This window comes from Thermosipho melanesiensis BI429 (assembly GCF_000016905.1).
Classification (GTDB): domain Bacteria; phylum Thermotogota; class Thermotogae; order Thermotogales; family Fervidobacteriaceae; genus Thermosipho; species Thermosipho melanesiensis.
In genome coordinates this window covers 1-21,912 of the sequence record NC_009616.1, presented here as the reverse complement: position 1 = coordinate 21,912, position 21,912 = coordinate 1, and the positions used below count along the sequence as shown (strand labels likewise).

Here is a 21,912-nt window from a genome sequence, read left to right as displayed (position 1 = left end):
TATTGAGATTTTTGACAATCTTATGAAACTTTTTCGTATGGTATACCATCTGCCTTTGGTGGCCTTGATTTTCCAACAAAACCAGCGACAACGATTATAGTTAATATAAATGGAATCATATCAAATAAAGGTTTTACTGTTGCAGAAACGTGGATTAATGAGCTACTTTGCATTTGGTTTGCAAAGGCACTAGATGCACCAAAAAGTAGACTGGCAAGCATTGCTCCAACAGGATTATATTTTCCAAGTATCATGGCAGCTAGAGCTATAAAACCTCTACCTCCAGACATTAATTCTCTAAAATGTCCTACTTCGCCAATACTAAGGTAGGCACCTGCAAGGCTTGCCCAAACACCGCTCATAAGTACTCCAAAATATCTAATCCCAAATACATTTACTCCAAGTGTGTCTGCTGCTTCTGGATTTTCCCCAACAGCTCTCATCCTTAAACCAAGCTTGGTTTTGTATATAAGCCACCATGAGAATGCGACTGAAATGAAAGCTATGTATATAAAAGGACTTAATTCACCGAATATTTTTCCTACAAATGGTATATCTACTAATCCAGGAATTTTAATTTCTTCAACTTTTCCAACAAAATCTGTTTGCCCGGGTTTTCCGAATATCGGTTCCATCAAGAAACCAGTTACACCTTGAGCTATTAAAATTAATGCTGTTCCTAAAACAACTTGATTTCCAGCCCATTTAATACTTCCCCAAGCATGAAGCCATGCAAAAGCAATTCCAGTTATAACAGCCATTAATATCCCAATCCAAACATTCCCGGTAAGATATGTGAAAACTACAGAAGTAAACGCTCCGAGAAGCATAATCCCTTCCAAAGCTATATTTACAACCCCGGTGATTTCACTATAAACCCCACCAAGTGATGCAAATATAAGTGGAGTAGAAGCGGTGAGTGTTATTTTATAAAATAGTGGGTTTGCAAAGACCAAAAAGATAGCTTCTAGTACTCTCATTTTTCCACCTTCTTTCTGATCATGATAGTACGAACAATTCTATCAGCTGCAACAAGAAAGATTACTATACCTTGAATAATCATAACCATGTGTTTTGGGACACCAACAAATTGCATTTCGTTACTTCCTGTTCTTAATGCTCCAATGAGTAGTGCAGCAAAGATAATCCCAATAGGATTATTTTGACCTATCAATGCAATGCTAATTCCATCGAAGCCTTTTCCACCTGAAAGTTCTCCTAAGAATCTGTGATGGACCCCCATTAATTCTGTTGCACCTGCAAGACCAGCTAATGCACCGCTTATTGCCATTGCAAAAACGATGTTTTTTGCAACGGAAATTCCGCCGTATTCAGCAGCATATGGGTTAAATCCAACAGCTTTAATTTCGTAACCTGTAGTGGATTTATTTAGCAAAATGTACATAAATATAGCGGCTATTACAGCAATGATTATTCCAGAACTTAGTTCTATAGCGCCTATTTTCATAAGTATTGGAAGCTGGGCAGATGTTGCTATTTCAGGGCTTTTTGGTGTACCTGATCCTACTTTTAAAGGACCGGTTACCATGTATGAAGCAAAATATGTGGCAATCCAGTTAAGCATAATGGTTGTAACAACTTCGTGGGCACCAGTTTTTGCTTTAAGAAAACCTGCAATTGCGGCATAGCCTGCACCAACCAACATTGCAATAAGTATGGTTAGTGGAATGGCAATTATAGGAGGTAAAAAGCCAAAATTACCTGCAAAGGTAGCAGCGATAAGTGCTCCCATTACCATTTGTCCTTCTGCACCAATGTTAAATACGCCTGCTCTAAATCCAAAACCCACAGCAAGGCCAGTTAATATTAATGGAGTGGTTTTAATTATTGTATCTGCTAGTGCCTGTTTTGAACCAAAAGATCCTTTTATTAAGGCAGAATATGCAACCAATGGATTTTTTCCAATGAGTAATATAATTACAGTAGAAATTAAAAGTGCTATTAGCACTGAAACAATTGGAATAAGTATTGCTGACACCTTTTTGTTCATCTTATCCCCTCCGTACCTCTTCAAGTCTTTGACCAATCATCATTAATCCTACTTCTTCCACAGTAGTTTCTTCGGGCTTTACTTCACCCATTATTTCTCCTTCATACATTACCAGTATTCTATCACTTAATGAAAATATTTCTTCCAATTCCATTGAAATCAACAAAATGCCTGTGTCTTTTTCACGCATATTTAAGATTTGTTTGTGGATAAATTCAATTGCTCCAACATCTAACCCTCTAGTTGGTTGTGCTACAACCAAGAATTTTGGGTTCATTCTAATTTCTCTACCAACGACTAATTTTTGTTGGTTACCTCCTGAGAAATTTCCACCAAGATGTTCTATTCTTCGAGGTCTAACGTCAAATTCCTCCATTAAATTCTTTGTGTATTCAAAAATATTTTGATGATTTAAAAACGTTCCATTCGAAAAAGGTTGTTTGTAATGTTGACCAAGTATTACGTTATAATAAGCTTCAAAATCTTCTATAAGACCGTGTTTTAACCTATCTTCAGGAATATGAGAAAGTCCCAATTCTCTTAACTGTTTTGGCGAATGGTTTGTTACATCCTTTCCTTCAAAGAAAATTTTGCCACTTTCAATTTTTCTTAATCCTGTTATAGCTTCAACAAGCTCTGTTTGACCATTTCCTGCGACACCTGCAATCCCAACAATTTCTCCTTTTTTTATAGAGAAAGAAATGTTATTAACAGCAATTAAACCTCTATTGTCTTTTACAACGAGATCTTTTATTTCAAATACCACATCTTTAGGAATATGTGGTTTTTTTTCAACTCTTAATACCACATCCCTTCCAACCATGTGTCGTGCTATTTCTTTTGGATTTGTTTTAGATGTTTCAAGTTCTCCTGTGACTTTTCCAAGTCTCATTACAGTTATTCTTTCGCTTATTTCCATAACTTCATGTAATTTGTGTGAAATAAAAAGAATGGTTTTTCCATCATTTTTTAATTTTCTCATTATTTCGAATAATTCTTCCACTTCTTGTGGGGTTAACACAGCGGTAGGTTCATCAAGTATAATTATATTTGCACCTCTATAGAGTGTTTTTAAGATTTCTACCCTCTGTTGCATTCCAACTGAAATGTCCTCTATTTTTGCATCAACATCAACATATAAACCATATTTTTCGGAAAGTTCTTGAACTTCTTTTCTTGCTTTATTCAAATCAAAATTTAATCCTTTTATAGGTTCACTTCCCAAGACTATATTTTCTGCAACAGTGAGTGTATCAACAAGCATAAAATGTTGGTGAACCATTCCAATTCCGTTTTTAATTGCATCTTTTGGACCTTTTATTTCTACTTTATTTCCATTAATATAAATTTCTCCTTCGTCTGGATGATAAAGGCCATAAAGTTGGTTCATTAATGTAGATTTACCTGCACCGTTTTCACCAACAATAGCGTGAATTTCACCTTTTTTAATTCTTATTGTAACGTGATCGTTTGCTAAAACACCAGGAAACTTTTTAACAATATTTACCATTTCAACGGCATACACAATTTAATCCTCCTTTCTGCTTTGTTACTTTACCAAAGTTGTTACTTTGATAAAGTAACAAAGCAAAGGGGGAAAAATCCCCCTTTTTATTTAATATTAAAATGGGAATACAATTTTTGGAGTTCTAAAGGATTTTAATGCTTCTTCTGTGTCTGGAACTACGAGAATTCCATTTTTGATTAATGTTACAAGATATGCAAGCTCTGCAAGAGTTCTGTTATCCACTAATCCTTTTGTATATTTCATAGGACTCATTCTTACACCATTTTCTTTGAGACCTAGTGTGTGAATTCCAGGGTCCCAATTACCTTCATATGCCCATTTTACACCATAATAAGAAGCAGTATCTACACCTTTCATTGCACTTGCAAGAACTACACCAGGTGCCATGTAATCTTGATCAACGTCGACACCCATTGCAAAATAACCACCATTGTTATATGCGTAATCTAATATAGAAACAAGATCATTTTTTCCAACTAAAGATACCATTTTTTCTTTTGCAGCTTCAATAACACCGTTTCCACAAGCACCACTTGCATGGAATATAATGTCTACACCTTCAGCAAATTGGGAAAGTGCGAGATCTTTACCCTTTTTTGGATCACTAAAGTGGTTTGTGTAGCCTTTTAATATTTCAACATTTGTACCATGAATATTGTTGTATACCTTTACACCAGTTTCAAATCCATATCTGAATCTTTCAACTGGAGGAATTGGGATACCACCAATAAAACCAACTTTTCCAGCTCTTGTTGTTGCTGCTGCAATATAACCAACTAAGAATGCAGATTCTTGTTCTTTGAATAAGAAACAGATGACATTTGGTGGAACATTTTCTGATGGAGGAGCAATATCTATTCCTGCGAAATATACATCTGGAAATTGTTGTGCAACTTCAAACAATGCATCGGTCATCATGAATCCAACAGCATATACTATTCCGCCATCTGGTTCTTTTTGAACTTCTTGAGCAGCTTTTGTAAGGTTAGAAACGTAGTCTGCCTGTTCGTAAGATTGTATCACCATTGTTTCAATTCCAAGTTCTTTTCCTGCTCTTTGTATACCAGACCATGTACCGTCGTTAAATGATTTGTCACCAAGGCCACCAGTATCAGTTACCATAATAGCTTTAAATGAAAATGCACTTATTACGAAAAGCACCGCCAAAGCAAAAATAAGTAGTTTTTTCATAAAACATCCCTCCTTTTTAAGAGTTACCCTTTTTGGGTATAGCTTTAATTAAGATTAATATTGAAACTAAAAGCAGTATTGGAATTGAAAAATTATAGTTAATGTTTAAAGTGGGTACTCCTTTTTGTACAAAAAATTCTATTGGGTTTATTAACATAAAGATTGAAGAAACAAAAGCAGAAATAGCCCAAATAATGAAGTTTTTATTATTTAATACGTATAAAAATAGAGCTACAGATATTAGAACAAAAGATATAATTCCGTATTTTGTTTTATAGAAATATATCCTATAGTTAGTTAGATCTTTTGTACTTGCTACAATTTTTTTTGTTGTATCAATTAAAGGTGAAATTTCTTCGAAATTTACCCTTTTTTCAAATTCTTTTAAGAATATGTTTTCAAATTTTTCAGAGGAAAATTTTGCGATTTTTTTTGAAAATTTTTCAATATCTTTCTTTGCACCATTTAATTGTTTTTTATTTATTTGTTCTTCAATTATGTAATTTGAAATTTCCCCTTTCAAATTTTCTATATCTTTTATTCTGTCATTAAAATTCTCTATACTTTTATATTCAGGTGTTTTAACTTTTTTTTCTAGTTCTTTAGAAATTATACTAATTCTGTTTGATATGCTTTCTGTGTTGTTGATGCTTGAATTTACAATAGTAAGTGTTTTTGTTACTATATTTGAAAAGGTAGAATATTTATCTTTCAAAACATCTTGGACAAGTTGATTAAAATAAATTGAGTCTTGGAAAGAAGATTGTTCCTTCATATTAAGACTTTTTGTGAAAAATGAAGGAATAAAAAATGAAACAATTATTAATGATAAAACAACTAAATTAAAAATTTTTCCTTTCTTTAAAATTATTAATGAAGACGCAATAATTGTTGAAAATGCAATTAATCCGTAAATGTTTGCATCGGTGTTAGACAAAATATCAAATGCAACGAATAAATAAATAATTTCTATTATTGAAATAATGGCTATAGCAAGATTCCATTTTTTGTATTTTATAAAGAAAGTGACTATAACTATATAAACAAGCCATCTTATCCACCAGTAACTAATGTTTTTTGGAGTATTTTGCGCAAAATACTCCGAAAAATAATTTTTTAAATTGGATATGTTTCGTATAATATTCCTTTGCATTAATCCAGTGTATCTGTTAATGAAAAATGTTATTCTTTCAGGATTTTTTGATATTAGTTCAAGGTATTCATTAAATTTTTTAACTATTTCTTTGTCATTGAGAAGAATTTTTATTTCATTTTCAAATTCTTTTTGAGTAAATTTAGGTTTATATTCAAAGTTAAAATCAAAATATGGCGCATCTATATCGTACGGTAGGTTAATATCAGATGCTCCAAGATGTTTTGCAAAGAGATCTGATATATAGTTTCTTGCAGCAAAGATGACTTTTGATTGGTAATTATTGAAAAATTGATTGAAATTTGGAGAGGATTTTATAAAACTAGATTCAAATGATTTTCTTTCTAGTTTAGCTTCAAGGTATGCGAAAAACGCAGCACGTGCGAGTTGTTTACTATAATCTTTTGAAACATAAGAGTTATAAATAACATTGAGATAGTCTCCAACACCTTTTGTAACGTCGGTTTTTTCAACACTGCCTACTAATTCTATTTTGTAATATCTATATAAAGGAAGATCTTTTTCAATAGAATTTTTAACTTGCAACAAAAATTCATCATCAGGATTGTCAAAAATTTTAATGTAATTTAGAAATAGTTCTTTTGATTTTTCTAGATCAATAGAAAATAGGGAAACAGCGATTGTGAGAGAAAAAATTAGTAGTATAATCCGTTTCATTAAATCAGCACCTCCAGTTAATTTTTTCGGATTTAAATTTTAACATAAAACTTTATCTTTATCTACAAGAATTATAGCATGAAAATTGCGATAAATTACAATAAAATTAAATTTTTCTCTATTTTTTTGCTTTTAAATAATTCACCTGTTTTATATTAAAATAAAACTACAATATCAAAAAAGGGGGGATGGGAATGAGTAAATATTATATTTTAAAACCTTTTAAAAATCTAGGTATTATAGATTTTAACGATCAAGAGATTTACAATGAAATGAAAGAAACATTAAAAAGAGTGGAAAGTGAGTTTGGAAAAAGATATCCTATTGTGATTGGTGGAAAAGAATATGAAACAGGAGAATTTATAAGATCCATCAATCCAAGTAAAATTGAAGAGGTTGTGGGTTATACTGCTAAATCAAATGAAGAGATTGCTGAAAAGGCAGTTGAGACAGCGTTTGAAACATTTAAAAGTTGGAGCAGAGTACCTGCATGGAAAAGGGCAGAATATCTATTGAAAACTTCAAAAATTCTTAGAGATAATAGATTTGAATTTGTGGCTACAATGGTTTATGAGGTGGGGAAAAATTGGGTAGAAGCTGATGCTGATTTTGCCGAAGCGGTAGACTTTTTAGAGTTTTATGCAAGAGAAATGTTGAGGTATGATGCTCAGCAACCATTGGTTAGGATAGAAACTGAAAAAAATGATTTGAATTATATTCCAATGGGGGTTGGTGCAATAATTCCACCGTGGAATTTTCCACTTGCAATACTTGTTGGAATGACAAGTGCAGCGGTAGTTACTGGTAATACAGTAGTACTAAAACCTGCTAGTGATAGTACTGTTATTGCAGCAAAATTTGTTGAAGCATTACGTGAAGCTGGACTTCCTGATGGGGTTGTTAACTTTTTGCCTGGAAGTGGAGCAGTTGTTGGTGAATATTTAGTTAAGCATCCAAAGATAAGATTTATAAGCTTTACTGGGTCTAAAGAAGTTGGATTAAAGATAAATGAACTTGCTGCAAAACCTCAGAAAGGACAGATGTGGATTAAAAGAGTTGTTTTGGAAATGGGAGGGAAAGACGCAGTTGTTGTTGATGAAACGGCAGATTTAGATTTTGCTGCAGAAGGTATTGTAGTTAGTGCGTTTGGATTTCAAGGTCAAAAATGTAGTGCCGGAAGTAGAGCAATAATTGTTGAAGATATTTATGATAAATTAGTTGAAAAAATAGTTGAAAAAACAAAAGAAATAAAAATTGGAGATGTAAGGTTTCATGAGAACTGGCTAGGTCCAGTTATCAACAGCTCAGCGAAGAATAAGATCATGAACTATATTGAGATTGGTAAAAATGAAGGAAAATTGATATTTGGTGGTAAAGCGCTAGAAGAATTGGGCGGATATTTTATACAACCGACAATATTCAAAGATGTACCTTGGAATGCAAGAATAGCGCAAGAGGAAATTTTTGGTCCTGTGTTGTCTGTAATTAAAGCAAAGGATTTTGATGAGGCATTAAAAATAGCTAACTCTACAGAATATGGTCTTACTGGTTCACTTTATTCGAAATCAAGAGAACATATAGAAAGAGCCAAGGTGGAATTTCACGTTGGGAATTTATACTTCAATAGAAAATGTACAGGAGCACTTGTTGGAGTTCATCCGTTTGGTGGATTTAATATGTCAGGCACAGATAGTAAAGCAGGCGGAAGAGATTATTTAGGTCTTTTCTTACAAGCAAAAGTTTGGTCAGAAAAGATATTATAAAGGACTTATTAATATAAAAGATTTATTAATTGGAATATACCACTTCTGGTTGTTCACAATCAACCAGAAGTGATTTTTTATTGTGGATAAAATTTGTAAGAATTATTTAAATTTATCTTCTTTATTGTTCAAATAATAGTGATATAATATAAGTAATGATAAAAAAGTATATTTTGGAATAAAAGAAGGAGGAAAAGATATGAAAATAACAATATTAAGTGGTAAAGGAGGCACAGGTAAAACAACTGTATCCACTAACTTGGCGTATGTTCTTTCAAAGAAATATAAAGTACAGTTGCTAGATGTAGATGTGGAGGAACCAAATGATTATTTGTTCTTTGATGTTACTTTTGAAAAAGAAGAAAGTGTAGATATTTTGTTACCAGTTGTTGATAATGATAAATGTATAAAATGTGGAGAATGTTCAAGAGCGTGCCAATTTGGGGCGATTTCCGTTTTTCCAAATAGTACAGTGGTGTTTAAGAATTTGTGTCATGGTTGTGGTGCGTGTACCATGGTGTGTCCTGTAAATGCCATAAAAGAAGTACCAAAAAGTATAGGAAAAATTAAGTTGGGAAGAATAAATGAAAATTTAAAATTTGGTATGGGACTTTTAAACATAGGTGAACCTTCGGGTGTGAGAATAATAAGGCAATTGAAGAAACACATTGATGAATCTTTTGATGTGATACTAATTGATTCTCAACCTGGTACTTCATGTCCTGTGGTTGAAAGTTTAAGAAATGTGGATTTTGCAATATTAGTTACAGAACCTACCACATTTGGTTTACATGATTTATCACTTGCTGTTGATCTTGTGAAAGAAATGAAAATACCAGCTGCTATTGTTGTAAATCGTGATACTAATAGAAGTAACTTAATTGATGAATATGCAAAGAGAGAAAATATTCCTATTGGCTTAAAGATACCATTTGATAAGAAGATAGCCAGATTGTATTCTGAAGGAAAGATATTTGCACAACATCTACCAGAGTGGGAAGGGAAATTTTTAGATTTTTTTAATGCAATAAAGGAGATGATAAAATGAAACAACTGGCTATTGTGAGTGGCAAGGGAGGAACAGGTAAGACAACTTTGAGTTCTTCATTTGGAGTATTGCTAAAAAATGTAGTACTTGCAGATTGTGATGTTGATGCTGCAAATTTAAATCTTATGTTTAGTGGAGAAATAAAAGAGAAATATGATTATTATGGAGGAAAAAAAGCGGTAATTGATCAGACAAAATGTGATAAATGTGGAATTTGTAAGAAAGTTTGTAGGTTTGAAGCGATAGGTTTTAAAAATGAAAAATACGATGTTGATCAATTTGCATGTGAAGGTTGTAATGCATGTGTGATAGCATGCCCAAGAAATGCAATTAGGTTAGAAACTGCATTGTCTGGCGAATATTACTACTCGGTGACTACTAATGAAAAAGAAATAATACATGCAAATTTAAATCCCGGCGAAGAAACCTCTGGGGGTTTGGTAGCAGAAGTTAGGAAATTAGCATTAAACAAAGCTACTGAAGAAAAAAAAGAAGTGGTGTTAATAGATGGAGCGCCTGGTATTGGTTGCCCTGCAACTTCGTCAATTGTTGCAGTTAATTATGTGATAATAGTGACGGAACCTACTTCTTCTGGATTACATGACTTAAAAAGAATTGTAGAGACGGTAAGGCATTTCAGAAGAGAATTCGGGGTAGTGATTAATAAATATGATTTAAATCCATCTATGACAAAGGAAATAAAGAATTATTGCATAAGTGATGGTATTGAGATTCTTGGAGAGATTCCATTTGATGATGTTGTGGAGAAATCTAATCTTGAAACGAAACCAGTTGTAAATTATGAAAATAGTATTGCTGCAAAAGCTATTAAAGAAATATTTGGTAAAGTAATAAAGAAATTATATTAAAAGTGGAGGTGTTAGTATGAAATTGGCGGTACCATCAAAGGGAAAAACATTAGATTCATTGAGTGATGAGAGATTTGCAAGGGCTGAATTTTTTGTGGTTTATGATTTGGAAAAAGAAGAAATTGTAGAAGTTATTGAAAATACTGCTGATGATGCCCATGGAATGGGTCCAAAAGTTTCGCAGATGTTGGTATCGAAAGGTGTTAGTGTATTAGTGTTGGAAAATGTTGGAAAAAATGCATTTGAAGTATTAAAAGCAGCAGGTATTGATGTGTATTTAACGAACAAAAAAACATTAAGAGAAATTATTGAGGATTATAAAAGTGGTAAATTAGAAAAAGTTGAAAGTCCGACACATTAAGGAGATGAAATTGTGAAAATAGCGTTTGGTACAAATGATGGGATTTTTATGAATGAAGAACATTTTGGACATTCAAAACTATACGTTATATACGACTATAAAGATGGAGAATTTAAAAAGGTTGAAGAAATAAAAAATCCATACGCAGAAACACATATGCATGCAAAGGTTGAAGAGATAAAGGAATTTTTAGGCCATTGTGATGTTTGGGTTGGAAAATCTATGGGAAAAGCTTCTATGATGAAATTAAAAGATTGGGGATATAGAACTTTATTGGTCGAAGCAGATACCGTTGAAGAGGCTTTAAAAGAGATTAGTACGAAACTAGTTGAGTAGAATATAGGAGGTGAAAACGTGCCTTGGATAAGAGAGAGTGATTGTATAAAATGCAAGTTTTGTGTTAATGTTTGCCCTGTTGAAGGAGCAATTATTATGAAGGAAGATGGGTTTCCTTACATAAATAATGAAATTTGTACAAGATGTGGTTTGTGTATGGAAAAATGTCCTAAAAATGCAATTAGGCCAAATTATGAAAATCCATCATTAAGAGGTTTTGGTAGAGGAAATGGAATGGGCAAAGGTTTTGGAAAAGGTATGGGTAGAGGATTGGGTAGAAGAGGTATTGGGAGAAGAGGTGATTTTAGTTGAGATTTGGTAATTTTGAAACCAAAAATTACATATTTATGGCTCCGATAAAAACAGCACTTGCCACACCGAAAACAGGTTTAATTACTGATGAGCAAATAAAGTATTATGAAAATAAAGCAAAAGGTGGGGTTGGAACAATAATATTTGAACCTATTTCAGTTTTACCAAATGGAAAAGAACATCCTAAGCAGACTATGTTGAATACTGACGCTCATATTGAAGGTTTAAAAAGACTAGTAGATACTTTACATAAATATGATACTAAATTAGTTGTTCATTTAAACCATGCTGGAAGAGCAGCTAATCCAAAAGCTTCTGGAGAAGTTGTCGCTCCATCGTCAGTTATTTGTCCATCTACTGGGCAAACTCCAAGAGAATTGACACAGAAGGAAATATGGGAAATTATTCATGCATTTAAAGAAAACGCACTACGTGCACAGGAAGCGGGAGCTGATGCTATTGAAATACAATTTGGACATGGTTATATTGTACATCAATTTTATTCTGAAAGGATGAACAAAAGAAAAGATGAATATGGAAAGGATAAGCTAAAGTTTGCGAAGGAACTTTTATCCGCGATAACATCAGAGATAAAAATACCGTTGTTTTTAAGAATTTCAGGAAGTGAGTTTGTTGATGGAGGAATAACATTAGAAGAACTTTCGCGAATTTTTCTACTTGCACAAGAATTTGGGGTTTCAGTTATTCACGTTGGTTGGGGTAATGCTTGCGATTCGGCACCTTGGTATTATAATCATATGTCATTGCCTTTAAAAGTAATGGATGATAAGTTAAGAGAAATAAGAAATTTAACATCACTTCCTATAATCGCAGTTGGTAGAATGCAAAAAGACGAAAGATATAAAAAACTCATGGATGATAAGGTTATAGATGGGGTAGTTTTTGGAAGGCAGTTAATTATAGATCCAGGATTTCCAAAGAAAATATTATCAAATTCTGATGATTATATTAGATGTGGTAGTTGTTTGCAAGGATGTTTGGGAAACGTGAAAGCCGGAAGAGAAATTGGTTGTATTGCAAATCCTGAAGTTCATAGTAGCTTTAATAGTAAAACTAGTACTAACAGAAAGAAGGTAGCTATAGTTGGTGGTGGCCCAGCGGGATTGTTTGCGGGATTGTATTTGAAGAAGAAAAATTATGATGTTACAATATTTGAAAAAAATTCTTATCTAGGTGGTCAATGGGTTTTAGCTTATAAATCACCAGGTAAGTTGTCTATGAAAGATACTTTAGAGGATTTGATAAAAAAGGCTAAAAAAGAGTTGAAAATAAGATTAAACACAGAAGCTACTTTGGATACATTTAGAAGTGAAAAATTTGAAATAATAATTGTAGCAACCGGTGCTAAACCATTTGTTCCAAATATTCCAGGATTGGAAAATTTTATAACTGGTTTTGATTTCTTTAATGGTAAAAAAGTTGATGGTGAAAAGGTGTTGATTATTGGTGGAGGTTTAATAGGACTTGAAGTTGCTGAAGCATTGATAATCGAAGGAAAAAAGGTTACTGTAGTTGAGATGTTAGAACAAGTTGGGAGAGGTATGGAGATTGTAGCTAGTAAACTATTTCAGAAAAATTATGCACCGAAGATTTCAATTTATACAAATACTTTGGTTAAAGAAATTAATGGGAAAAATGTAGTTGCGCAAACAAAAGATGGAAGAGAATTTTCTTTAGGAGAGTTTGACAGCATAATTGTAACAGCTGGGACAAAGCCTGAAAATAAGTTATATGAAGAATTATCAAGAGAATTTAAAAATGTTTATTTAATAGGTGACGCAGCAAAAATTGGTCAGATTATAGATGCGGTACAAGATGCTTTTGAATTAGCTGAAGAAATTTAAAAGAGTTTAGCAATTTTTCGAGTACAAGATAGGCAACAACCCCTTGTTATTTAAGAGGGGTTGTTGTCTTTTTATTTATAGATAATTATTTGTAAATGTTTACTATTTTCAATATATGAAAAATTAAAAGTCGGCTGTATTGTTTTAAATAAACTTATCTCTAGGTAAATATTTATTTATGTTATTTTAATAAAAATTTGAATATCAAGATGAAGCTTTTTATTTATTGGTATTATATATTAATTATTAGTATTAATTAGTATATGTGTTAATATTGAATTTTAGAAAGTAGTAACAAAATTATTGTTACAAAAATATAAATTGTGTCATAATAATGCTTTTTTAGGTAATTTGTGTTTAGATGTTTATTAATAGAAGTTTATTTGATGTTTTTAACTAAAAATTCATTCAATCTTATTTTTTTTTTTTAATCTTGTGTTGGTAAAATTAACTTTAGAAAATATATGAATTTATTTATTTTTATATGGTTTGTTGTAATTGAGCATTTTAAAAAGGGAGTATTGGGATGTTATTTTTGTTAAAAAGAAGAAACGAGTTGAAAAGAGCTACTATTTCTAGTTGGGTTTATTGTTTGTGTGGGTATTACGATAGTAGTAAAAGGAAAAACAATTTGATTTTTAAGGAGGGGGCCCCCTTCCTTATTATTGGAGGGAAGATAAACTATGAGTGTTATAAAGGTAAAAAATCTTACAAAGATATATGAAAATAAAAAGGTTGCTTTAGAAGATGTATCATTTGAGATAAGAAAGGGAGAAATTGTGGGTCTTGTTGGAAGAAATGGAGCTGGAAAAACAACTTTAATGAAGTGTATTTTAGGATTGTTGAAATTTCAAAAAGGTGAAATATATATTAATGGATGTAGTGTAAGTGATTCTTTTGATAAAGTGAACAAAAAAATAGGCTTTTTGTTAAGGCCAACGTTTTATGATCATTTAAATGCGTATGAAAATTTGAAGATAATTACTATTCTTCTGGGTAAAAATAATCCTAGCTTTATAGATGAAATTTTGAAATTTGTTAATTTGTTTGAAGTTAGGTATAAAAAGGTAAGAGAATATTCCTTTGGTATGAAACAACGGTTAGGTTTAGCAAGAACACTTATAGTTGAACCAGAGATTTTGATTTTAGACGAACCATTAGTTGGACTTGATCCCATTGGAACAGTAGAGATGAAAAAAAGAATACGAAAAATAGCAAAGGAAGAGGGAAAAACAATTTTATTCTCAACACATTTATTAGGAGATGTTGAAGAATTATGTGACAGGATTATTATGTTGGATGATGGAAAAATCATAGCTAATGATACTCTTGAAAATATAAAAAATAAGAAAAAGTATATTTTGAAAATAAAAGGAAATGTGAGTTTAAAATCCTTAGATTATTTGGAACAACATGCAGAGGTTATTTTTAAAAATGATAAAAGTTTTGTTTTTGTTAAAAATAAGGAGTATCTCAATTCAATTGTTAGTTATATTTGTAAAAATGGTTATAAGATTTTGGATATAGAAGTGGAATCATTCAAATTATCAAAATTATTTGAAAGGCGGGGGGATATGAGTAGATATATAAAATCTTTTTTCGTTTATGCCTTATCTGTTTTTTTCTTTTTTTTGTATTTGTTAAAAATTAAAGAAATTAATTCGATGAATATGATAATTTTATTAGTGTATTTTTTGTTATTACCAACATGTGCAATAGTTATTAGTGCTTTAACGATAAAGAGAAAACAATACTTGATAAATTTAATATTTGGAATAACCACTTTTTTGATTAATGGGTTGGTATCTAAAAAGATGAATGTTATTGACAAATTTGAAAAATTTGTTGAGGATAGTGAAAATTTCAGAATAACAGTTTCTTTTGAAGGAAATATAAGTAATTTTTTAGGTATTATTTTGGTCTCATTATGGATTATTTTAGTTACTTATTATACGAATAAAATTATTTTGAAATTTAAAAGGGGTAAATGATATGAGGGTTTTTATAATTGAGTTTTACAATTTGCTAAAAAGGCGCGAAACGTTAATAATGATTGGATTAATTATTTTATCTTCAGTCTTTATCCCCTGGTCTTTAAAGAACATGCCAGATTTTTGGCTTTATCATGGTGAGGATCTTGAAAATGCAAGATATGTTAATTTGCGTATGGAATTTTTCACACATGTTTGGTATTTGTATATGGTTTCATTTGGAATGTTTTTATATCCGTTGTATGGTATAGCGATAGGGGATATTACTTATGATGTTAAATATAACCGAATTCATACAGTAATATTTTATGGTAAAAGCAGAAGTAAATACCTTAACGGAAGATTTTTTTCGGAATTCTTTTTGCTTTTATGTGTGATGTTGGTTAATTTATTTGTTTTATATGTTGGTTGGTTTTTAAATGTGAAAGATAGAGAATTAATGGGTTTAAACATGGATGTTCTATTTGTTTTGTATATATTTATTTCCATTTTCTTTGGAACGCTGATAGTTAGGAATATTAGTAAATTTATTTCTTTAAAGTTTCACAACCTGGTAAAATCCTATTTGATATCTATTATAGTTTTTGTTTTACTTGTATATCTTTCTTTTACTTCCTTGGGAGAATTTTTACTTTTTTTCTGTATGAAAGAAAATTTGAAAAATTGATATGTAGTGGTTTTATTGAAAGTGATTTGTTTTTTAAGGTGATTTTTGGCAATGTAGTTATAGTTGTTTCTTTAAATATTTTTTCGAAAAAGGTTTTGGAGAACTTAGATTTATAGAGGTGGGGATAATAAATGTCGAAGATTATCAAGTATCATTTATATGTTTTTTAAAAAAAGAAGTTCAAAATGGGGAATTATCATATTTTTTTCAGTGCCAATAATGTTCTGTTTGTTCATTCTGTTGGGAATTTCAGAAGTTCATAGTGATGAATCTATTCAATTATCTGAGAGTTTTATTGTACTTTTTTATTTTTTGTGGCGTACTTTTTTTGTCCCTGTGATTTTACTTATTTCAATGAATTGAAATAAAGAGTTGGTTAATGGATTGTATGAAATGTCTTTTATATATGTTGATAATAGAAAAAATTTATTGTAGGATTGCTTTTTGGTCAATTTGTTCTATATTTTTTGTATATTTTTGCTTTTTTGGTAGGTACTGTATTTTATTGGATTTTTGTGAATAAGTTTTATGCTTTTGCAATTGAAATGCCTAGTCTAAGTGATTATATAGAGTATATTCCTTTATCGTTAGTTTATTTCTCTTATGGGATTTTTGAGATTTGTATTACTAATCTATTAAGCTTAAAATTTGATACATTCAAAAGTGTACTTTATAACTTACTTTTTTTGTATTATTTTCCTTCATTGGTACTGGAAGAAACATTATTTTTATTCCTTTTCCTTGTTTTAATAATTTTGAAAAGTTTAGTTCCAATAATTCACTATCTTTAATTCATTCTATTATTATGTTAATGTATTCTGCTATTTTAATAACATTTTTATATATGATATTTAATATTAGAGATTTGAATTCAGATTATATTGAGTAAATGGGTGAAAAAATTTAATTATTTTCAGGGAGTATTGTATGCCAATAATTACACTACTTTTTATACAACAGTTACCATTAATTAAGTAGGAGGAATAATAGTGGGGATTACTGTAAAAATTGAAGGAAGAAAATCAAAGCAAAGTAAATTAAAAGAAGTTCTGATAAAAAACAATAAGAAAAGGTTTCTATCATCTTATTTTGTTGCCTTTATTTCGGTATTATTGGCAGTTTATTTGATATTGTTAGAGAAAGATATGATAAATTCCATTGTTGGAAAAAATTATACAGATACAGTGAGAATTGTTTATTATATATTGATATTTATATGTCTAGAATTAATTTTTGAGTATTTAAAAAAGCTTTTGACAGGCAGGACGGTAGAAAGAATTACTACTGGTTTAAGAAATCGATTATCAGAAAAGCTAATTTTTTCAGAATACTCTCAAGTTAATAAACAGAAAAGAGGAGATGTAGTTTCCATGGTGACAAACGATTTGGAATTAATTAAGGAATTTCTGACCCAATATATCGATCTATTTTATCAACTAAGTATTTTTTGTATAGCACTTTTTTTTGCTGCAAAAATGGATTTTAAAATGACCTTAGTAACATTTGTGGTAATACCAATAGGTTTTTTGATTATATTGATGATTAGTTTACCAATAAAAATCCATACAAGTATCCAACAAGAAATGAGTGGGAATGCCAACATAATTTTTTCTGAGGCTGTGAATTCAATGGACGTATTAAAAGCATATAAAAAAGCATATAAAATAGAAGGGTTTTTTTTAGAAAAATTTAAAAAAATTTAAAACTTTATTTTGGAAATTTCATGAAAATAGCACTATTTGAATCAATTACATTTCAAGTAAATATAGTTGTTATGTTTTTACCTTTGATAGCTATTTTTTGGTACGGTGGGATGCGGATTTTTAGTGGTGTTTTAACATTTGGTGAACTAATTGCTTTTTTACAATTTATTGTAATTTTTCTGAATCCGCTTAAGTTTTTTTTCGGATTACACGGTTACCTTTAGAAAAGCAGAAGCTGCTGTGCAAAGAATAGAAAAAATAATGGATTTAAAGGACGAAAAAGGAGGGAAAATAAAAGAAGTTCCTAAAGCGTATGAATTTGATATAGAATTTGAAAATGTATCTTTTAAATACCCAGATTCGGAAAATTATGTATTTAAAGATTTTAATTTAAAAATAAAAAAAGGCGAGAAGATACTTATTGTTGGGCAAAATGGCACAGGAAAATCAACTCTTGTGAAATTGATTTTAGGATATTACAAGCCTCAGAATGGTAATGTAAGGTTATTTGGAATTGATGTTTCAAAGTGGAATTTAAAATATCTGAGGAAACAGATTGCTATTGTTGATCAGGAGCACTATGTTTTTCCAGGAGATGTAAAAGAAAATATAAGATATGGAAATTATGAAGAAGTAAATAAACAAAATCTTGAAAAGATTTTGAAAGTGACGAAATTGGATGAGTTTATGGAAAGTGTTAGGTTAATTGGAGAAAATGGAATAGGTCTTTCAGGTGGTTAAAAGCAACGTATAGCTATTGCTAGGGCATTGTTTAAGCATGCAAAAATAATAGTTATGGATGAACCTATCTCTCAACTTGATGAACTTACAGTTGATGAAATTTTTGAAAACTTTTTAGACTTTTTAAAAGATAAGACAGTTTTGATAATTACTCATAGAGTATCTAATAAAAAGTTTTTTGATAGAATTATTGAATTAAAAGATGGAACGATAATTAAGGAGGAGAAATTTTAATGATTAAACGAATATATTCATTTATGTACAAAAATGGTGGAAATCCTCTTTTATTTTTTATTTATTTAATTTCCATATTGTTGATTTCTTCTCAGAATTTTCTTTTTAATTATTTTGTAACAATGGGGATAAAAAATATTGTTGATGGATTATTTCAAAAAAACGTAGATTTATTTAGAATAGGTTTTCTAAATACACTTGAAGCTTTGGTAATGCTTATTTTAATTCTTGGAGTTTTCACTTACATATTTTTACTTGTTTGTCAAAAAACTTCTAATATAATTAGAGAATATTTTTTTTAAAAAATAATTAAAATACCTTAATATAAATTTGAAAAATTTGGCATTGGTGATATTTTATCACGTTATAACAACGATATTTTAAATGTTGAACGCGTATATTCTGAATATGTGTTACAATTTTTAATGGCAATTGTTGGTGCGGTTGGTGGAGCAATTGTAATTTTTAAGATTAATTTTATTGTATTTGTTTATATTTTAGGAGTAGGAATTTTAAATTTACTACTTAATGTAATTTTTATAAACAAAATGAAAGAAATAAATCATAATATACAAAAGAATAACTCAAAGTTTGTCCAGTATATTTCAAATATAATCTCTGGAGTAAATGTAATTAAATCTTTTGTTTTGGAGGATATAATATTAAAAAGTATAAAACGTGTAAATGAGGATTACTATAAATCTTCTGTAAAAAATGAAACATATGTTGATCTTGTAAATAATGCTGCAGATTACGTTGAAATAGTAGGACATTTTATTGTGGGTGGGTTTCTTATAATGCATAGTTATATTAGCTTTGGAGAACTTATGGCAACAATTCAACTTACAAGACCAGTTATTGAATTTTTTAAGGCTTTAAGCACTTTTCTTTCTAATTTGGGTATTTCAATGTCATCATATGAAAGAATTTCTGAAATTTTAGATATAGAAGAAGAGGAATTAAATGAGAGAGATTTAATGGCTACTCCTGATTTTTCTGCTAAATTTAATGTAAAAGTGAGTGATGCAATAGAGTTTGAAAATGTTTCTTTTTCATATGGAAATGGTAATATATTGGAAAATTTGTCATTTAAAATAAAAAAAGGCCAAAAGGTTTTAATAATTGGTAAGAGTGGGATAGGCAAGAGTACTATTTTCAAACTTATTTTAAAGTTCTATGACCCGCAAAAAGGAAGAATAAAGATTTTTGAGAAAGATATAAAGGAATATAGTATTTTTGAGATTAGAGATTTGGTTTCTTACGTCCCGCAGGATTATAAGTTGTTTAGTGATACGATTTACGAAAATATAAGATATGGTAATCTTAAGGCATCGTATGAAGATGTTCTTAAGGTTGCTAAATTAAGTGGAGCTCATGAATTTATAGAGAAATTTGAAAATGGGTGCAATACTATTATCGAAGAAAATAGAAGAAATCTTTCTGGAGGTCAAAAGCAGAAGATAGCTATAGCTCGGGCATTACTAAAAAGTTCACCTATTTTGTTATTAGATGAAATAACTTCTTCACTCGATAAAGATTCTAAAGAGACGTTAATTAAAACATTGAAAAATATTCCAAAAGATAAAATGGTATTAATAATTTCTCATGAATATTTTGTTCCAAAAGAAATTATCGATTTAAAAATTGAGTTATTAACTCATAATTGTACAAAAGTTACTGAAAACTGATTTTATAAAGATGAAAAAGATATAAAAAAAATCCCGCTTCTAACTTTTGAAGCGGGATTTATTTTTTAATTTTATTATTCTTCAATAATAATTGCGGAAGTTGGACAGCTATCTGCTGCATCTTTTGCACAATCAAGATCTGTTTCTGGTTGAAGGACTTTTGCCTTCATATCATCTCCGATTTTAAAAACATCTGGACAGAGATTTTCACAAACTCCACAGCCAATGCATGTTGCCTCATCTACTCTAACTTTCATCCCTAACACCTCCTAATATTAAAGTTGTCATATAGATTATATCACATGCTTTCACCTTGTGCAAAGCCTTTTGACATCTTATCTATTTGTTTGAGATAGTTTTTTAGTATAACATTTCCTTCTTTTAATAATTTTTCTACTTGTTTTACATTTTGTACAACTGAGGAATGTGACTTTTTAAATATAGTACCCACATCCCTTGTAGAGAGATTAAGTTTTTTAACTGCAAAATACATTCCTATTTTTCTAGCGTACGATATGTTTTTTGTTCGCTTAGAAGAAGTGATATCATCAGGTGAACAATCAAAAATTTCTGAAAGTATCTCAAGTAGTTTTTCTTCAAATGATTTTGGTGGTTTTGATACATTTGTTAAAATACTTTCTGCGATGGAAAGGTTTAATGTTCCATAAAGGTTTCTGTATGCGATTAATCTTAATATGGCCCCATGAATTAACCTGGGGTTATCGTAAATTTTACTTATGTATTTAATAATTTCATCATCAATTTCTACATTTTTCATTTCAGAGATTTTTTTGCCAATTTTGAATAAATCTTCACTACTAGGTTTTTCAATCTTTACTAAAAGTCCCATTTGAAATCTAGATATCATTCTTGAATGAAAATCTTTTAATTCTTGAGGTGTTCTGTCAGAACAGATAATAATTTGTTTTCCTGCTTCATGAATAGTATTAAAAGTGTGAAAAAGCTCTGTTTGAGCAGATTTTATACCAATAAGAAACTGAATATCGTCAATTATTAAAATATCAGCTTTTTTTCTGTATTTTTCTCTGAACTCGTCTATATTTCCATTTTTTATAGCTGAAAACATTTCGTTCATAAATTCTTCACTTGTTAAATATGCTACTTTCATATCGGGATCTGTTTCCAGTAAATAGTTCCCTAATGCTTGAGCAAGGTGAGTTTTACCGAGGCCAACTCCACTATACAAGAAAATGGGATTGTAAAAACCCGGATTTTTACTTGCTTCCAAGAAAACGTTATATGCGAATTTATTGAATTCTCCAACTACTAAATTTTCAAATGTATATTTAGGATTGAGTGGAGTTATAAGTAGTGGCCTTTTTTTGATTAAAGGTCCACTTTCTACCTTTGTTTCATAAGGTATTTCTTTGAAAGTAATTTCATATGTAGCGTCCTTACCTAAAATGTCTTTTACGACCTTTGAAATTATCTTATTAAATTTTTTTTCAAGTCTTTCTTTTATAAAGAAATTTCCTACTTCAAAGACAACGTGGTTGTCTTTGAGCTCTCTGATATTAAAATCCAGAAACCAGTTTTCCCAGTTTTGGCGGCTGATTCTTTCTTTTAAAGAAGCAATTATTTTGTTTTTCATTGGAAACACCTCAGGGTTATTTTTTTGGTGGGACAGAATTTATTATCTCATATCTGTATGTAAAATTTCAAGGAATAAATGTGTCAATGTTCTAAATAAATTCCCAATAATGTGAAACAAATTAGCAAGTTTATTAAATTTCTTTTTTAAGTGCAAAAAAA

General features: G+C 30.2%; 21 protein-coding genes and 2 pseudogenes. 16 read left to right on the top strand and 7 right to left on the bottom strand.

The window, feature by feature from the left end; genetic code table 11:
- Positions 1 to 20: 20 nt before the first annotated feature.
- The 5 genes from TMEL_RS00125 to TMEL_RS00105 all read right to left on the bottom strand — a co-directional run bounded on the left by TMEL_RS00125 (position 21) and on the right by TMEL_RS00105 (position 6,561).
- Positions 21 to 980, bottom strand: a complete 960-nt coding sequence (locus TMEL_RS00125) for an ABC transporter permease (RefSeq protein WP_012056261.1) — start codon at positions 978 to 980, stop codon at positions 21 to 23.
- Positions 977 to 2,011, bottom strand: a complete 1,035-nt coding sequence (locus tag TMEL_RS00120; protein ID WP_012056260.1) for an ABC transporter permease — start codon at positions 2,009 to 2,011, stop codon at positions 977 to 979. Before TMEL_RS00120 ends, TMEL_RS00125 begins: the two co-directional genes overlap by 4 nt.
- 1 nt (position 2,012) lies before the next feature.
- Positions 2,013 to 3,521, bottom strand: a complete 1,509-nt coding sequence (locus TMEL_RS00115; RefSeq protein WP_269194888.1) for an ABC transporter ATP-binding protein — start codon at positions 3,519 to 3,521, stop codon at positions 2,013 to 2,015.
- A 111-nt stretch (positions 3,522 to 3,632) separates the two neighbouring features.
- Positions 3,633 to 4,730 (bottom strand): BMP family lipoprotein, encoded by a 1,098-nt coding sequence (locus TMEL_RS00110; protein ID WP_012056258.1) that lies wholly within the window; start codon positions 4,728 to 4,730, stop codon positions 3,633 to 3,635.
- Positions 4,731 to 4,746: 16 nt separating this feature from the next.
- Positions 4,747 to 6,561, bottom strand: coding sequence for a hypothetical protein (locus TMEL_RS00105; protein WP_012056257.1), 1,815 nt, complete (start codon positions 6,559 to 6,561; stop codon positions 4,747 to 4,749).
- A gap of 194 nt (positions 6,562 to 6,755) precedes the next feature.
- Between TMEL_RS00105 and pruA the strand changes: the two genes are divergently transcribed.
- The 16 genes and pseudogenes from pruA (at position 6,756) to TMEL_RS10655 (ending at position 20,139) form a co-directional block, all read left to right on the top strand.
- The gene (pruA, locus tag TMEL_RS00100) at positions 6,756 to 8,324 is read left to right on the top strand and encodes an L-glutamate gamma-semialdehyde dehydrogenase (RefSeq protein ID WP_012056256.1); all 1,569 of its coding nucleotides are present in this window, start codon (positions 6,756 to 6,758) and stop codon (positions 8,322 to 8,324) included.
- A 199-nt stretch (positions 8,325 to 8,523) separates the two neighbouring features.
- Complete coding sequence (locus TMEL_RS00095) at positions 8,524 to 9,372, top strand: ATP-binding protein (protein WP_012056255.1); 849 nt, start codon at positions 8,524 to 8,526, stop codon at positions 9,370 to 9,372.
- Entirely contained in the window at positions 9,369 to 10,241 is an 873-nt protein-coding gene (locus TMEL_RS00090; RefSeq protein WP_012056254.1) for an ATP-binding protein, read from the top strand. Before TMEL_RS00095 ends, TMEL_RS00090 begins: the two co-directional genes overlap by 4 nt.
- Positions 10,242 to 10,257: 16 nt before the next feature.
- Positions 10,258 to 10,602 carry a NifB/NifX family molybdenum-iron cluster-binding protein gene (locus TMEL_RS00085; protein WP_012056253.1) on the top strand — a complete coding sequence of 115 codons (345 nt, stop codon included), beginning with the start codon at positions 10,258 to 10,260 and terminating at the stop codon, positions 10,600 to 10,602.
- Positions 10,603 to 10,614: 12 nt separating this feature from the next.
- Positions 10,615 to 10,938 carry a NifB/NifX family molybdenum-iron cluster-binding protein gene (locus tag TMEL_RS00080; RefSeq protein ID WP_012056252.1) on the top strand — a complete coding sequence of 108 codons (324 nt, stop codon included), beginning with the start codon at positions 10,615 to 10,617 and terminating at the stop codon, positions 10,936 to 10,938.
- Between the two features lie 18 nt (positions 10,939 to 10,956).
- Positions 10,957 to 11,250, top strand: coding sequence for a 4Fe-4S binding protein (locus tag TMEL_RS00075; RefSeq protein WP_012056251.1), 294 nt, complete (start codon positions 10,957 to 10,959; stop codon positions 11,248 to 11,250).
- Entirely contained in the window at positions 11,247 to 13,115 is a 1,869-nt protein-coding gene (locus tag TMEL_RS00070; protein ID WP_012056250.1) for an NAD(P)/FAD-dependent oxidoreductase, read from the top strand. Before TMEL_RS00075 ends, TMEL_RS00070 begins: the two co-directional genes overlap by 4 nt.
- A 683-nt stretch (positions 13,116 to 13,798) precedes the next feature.
- Positions 13,799 to 15,106, top strand: a complete 1,308-nt coding sequence (locus TMEL_RS09870) for an ABC transporter ATP-binding protein (RefSeq protein ID WP_012056249.1) — start codon at positions 13,799 to 13,801, stop codon at positions 15,104 to 15,106.
- A gap of 1 nt (position 15,107) precedes the next feature.
- Positions 15,108 to 15,773, top strand: a complete 666-nt coding sequence (locus TMEL_RS00055) for a hypothetical protein (RefSeq protein WP_012056248.1) — start codon at positions 15,108 to 15,110, stop codon at positions 15,771 to 15,773.
- A gap of 515 nt (positions 15,774 to 16,288) precedes the next feature.
- The gene (locus tag TMEL_RS00045) at positions 16,289 to 16,564 is read left to right on the top strand and encodes a hypothetical protein (RefSeq protein WP_148185996.1); all 276 of its coding nucleotides are present in this window, start codon (positions 16,289 to 16,291) and stop codon (positions 16,562 to 16,564) included.
- A 354-nt stretch (positions 16,565 to 16,918) separates the two neighbouring features.
- Positions 16,919 to 17,700, top strand: a pseudogene (locus TMEL_RS00040) (ABC transporter transmembrane domain-containing protein).
- A gap of 16 nt (positions 17,701 to 17,716) precedes the next feature.
- Positions 17,717 to 18,217 (top strand): ATP-binding cassette domain-containing protein, encoded by a 501-nt coding sequence (locus TMEL_RS00030; RefSeq protein WP_041425857.1) that lies wholly within the window; start codon positions 17,717 to 17,719, stop codon positions 18,215 to 18,217.
- A gap of 27 nt (positions 18,218 to 18,244) precedes the next feature.
- Positions 18,245 to 18,451: a P-loop NTPase family protein gene (locus TMEL_RS00025; protein ID WP_041425856.1), complete on the top strand. Its 207-nt coding sequence runs from the start codon at positions 18,245 to 18,247 to the stop codon at positions 18,449 to 18,451.
- A complete protein-coding gene (locus tag TMEL_RS00020) occupies positions 18,451 to 18,753 on the top strand; it encodes a hypothetical protein (protein ID WP_041425855.1) in 303 nt (100 codons plus the stop codon). Before TMEL_RS00025 ends, TMEL_RS00020 begins: the two co-directional genes overlap by 1 nt.
- A 39-nt stretch (positions 18,754 to 18,792) precedes the next feature.
- Positions 18,793 to 19,284, top strand: a pseudogene (locus TMEL_RS10660) (ABC transporter transmembrane domain-containing protein); the annotation flags it as partial.
- Positions 19,279 to 20,139: an ABC transporter ATP-binding protein gene (locus TMEL_RS10655; protein ID WP_307777292.1), complete on the top strand. Its 861-nt coding sequence runs from the start codon at positions 19,279 to 19,281 to the stop codon at positions 20,137 to 20,139. The pseudogene TMEL_RS10660 and the gene TMEL_RS10655, both read left to right, overlap by 6 nt.
- Before the next feature lie 74 nt (positions 20,140 to 20,213).
- On the opposite strand, the gene TMEL_RS00010 is transcribed toward TMEL_RS10655, so the two are convergent.
- Positions 20,214 to 20,396, bottom strand: coding sequence for a ferredoxin (locus TMEL_RS00010; RefSeq protein WP_012056246.1), 183 nt, complete (start codon positions 20,394 to 20,396; stop codon positions 20,214 to 20,216).
- Between the two features lie 41 nt (positions 20,397 to 20,437).
- Positions 20,438 to 21,751 carry a chromosomal replication initiator protein DnaA gene (dnaA, locus tag TMEL_RS00005; RefSeq protein ID WP_011967365.1) on the bottom strand — a complete coding sequence of 438 codons (1,314 nt, stop codon included), beginning with the start codon at positions 21,749 to 21,751 and terminating at the stop codon, positions 20,438 to 20,440.
- Between the last annotated feature and the right edge of the window lie 161 nt (positions 21,752 to 21,912).